A 1,140-nucleotide genomic window follows, 5' to 3' on the forward strand; every position below is an offset into this window, starting at 1 on the left:
GGTCCAATTACCGTCTTCGTCCATATCGAACGTACCAATCGCTCCGACTGTGTTAACGGCCACAAACTTGTTGTCGTTGTTATCCACATCGCTTGAGGTTAAGGTGCCGCCAGTCGCGAGTGGCGCGTCGGTTTCATCCATGGCCACATCGGCGCTGCTGACGATCGCCGCATCGTTGGTACCGTTGATGGTGATTTTCACGGTACTTGGCGTGCCGTCAACTGAGGTCACGTTGTACGTTTCGGTGACGCTGTCGCCAACATTGAGTTCATCAAAGGCGCTGTTGGCTAAGAAGGTCCAATTACCGTCTTCGTCCATGTCGAACGTACCAATCGCGCCAACTGTGTTGACTGCCACGAACTTGTTGTCGTCGTTATCGACATCGCTCGAAGTCAAGGTACCACCGGTTGCCAGGGGTGCATCGGTTTCATCCATCGCCACATCGGCGCTGCTGACGATCGCCGCATCGTTGGTACCGTTGATGGTGATTTTCACGGTGCTTGGCGTACCATCCACCGAAGTCACGTTGTAAGTTTCGGTGACGCTGTCGCCAACATTGAGTTCGTCAAAGGCGCTGTTGGCTAAGAAGGTCCAATTACCGTCTTCGTCCATGTCGAACGTACCAATTGCCCCGACAGTGTTGACTGCCACGAACTTGTTGTCATCGTTATCGACATCGCTGGAGGTTAAGGTACCGCCAGTCGCGAGTGGTGCATCGGTTTCATCCATCGCCACATCGGCGCTGCTGACAATCGCCGCATCGTTAGTACCGTTGATGGTGATTTTCACGGTACTTGGCGTACCATCCACCGAGGTCACGTTGTACGTTTCAGTGACGCTGTCGCCAACATTGAGTTCGTCAAAGGCGCTGTTGGCTAAGAAGGTCCAATTACCATCTTCGTCCATGTCGAACGTACCAATCGCTCCGACTGTATTCACCGCGACAAACTTGTTGTCGTCGTTATCGACATCGCTTGACGTTAAGGTACCACCAGTCGCGAGTGGCGCGTCGGTTTCATCCATGGCCACATCGGCGCTGCTGACGATCGCCGCATCGTTGGTACCATTGATGGTGATTTTCACGGTGCTTGGCGTGCCATCCACCGAGGTCACGTTGTAGGTTTCGGTGACGCTGTCGCC

At 54.0% G+C, this 1,140-nt stretch carries 1 protein-coding gene; it reads right to left on the reverse strand.

The features are described 5' to 3' along the window. A partial coding sequence (locus tag ACHUFI_RS22440; protein WP_394253224.1) for a VCBS domain-containing protein occupies window positions 1-1,140 on the reverse strand: 1,140 nt, incomplete at both ends.

This window comes from Vibrio profundi, from assembly GCF_043642225.1.
Taxonomy (GTDB): Bacteria; Pseudomonadota; Gammaproteobacteria; order Enterobacterales; family Vibrionaceae; genus Vibrio; species Vibrio profundi_A.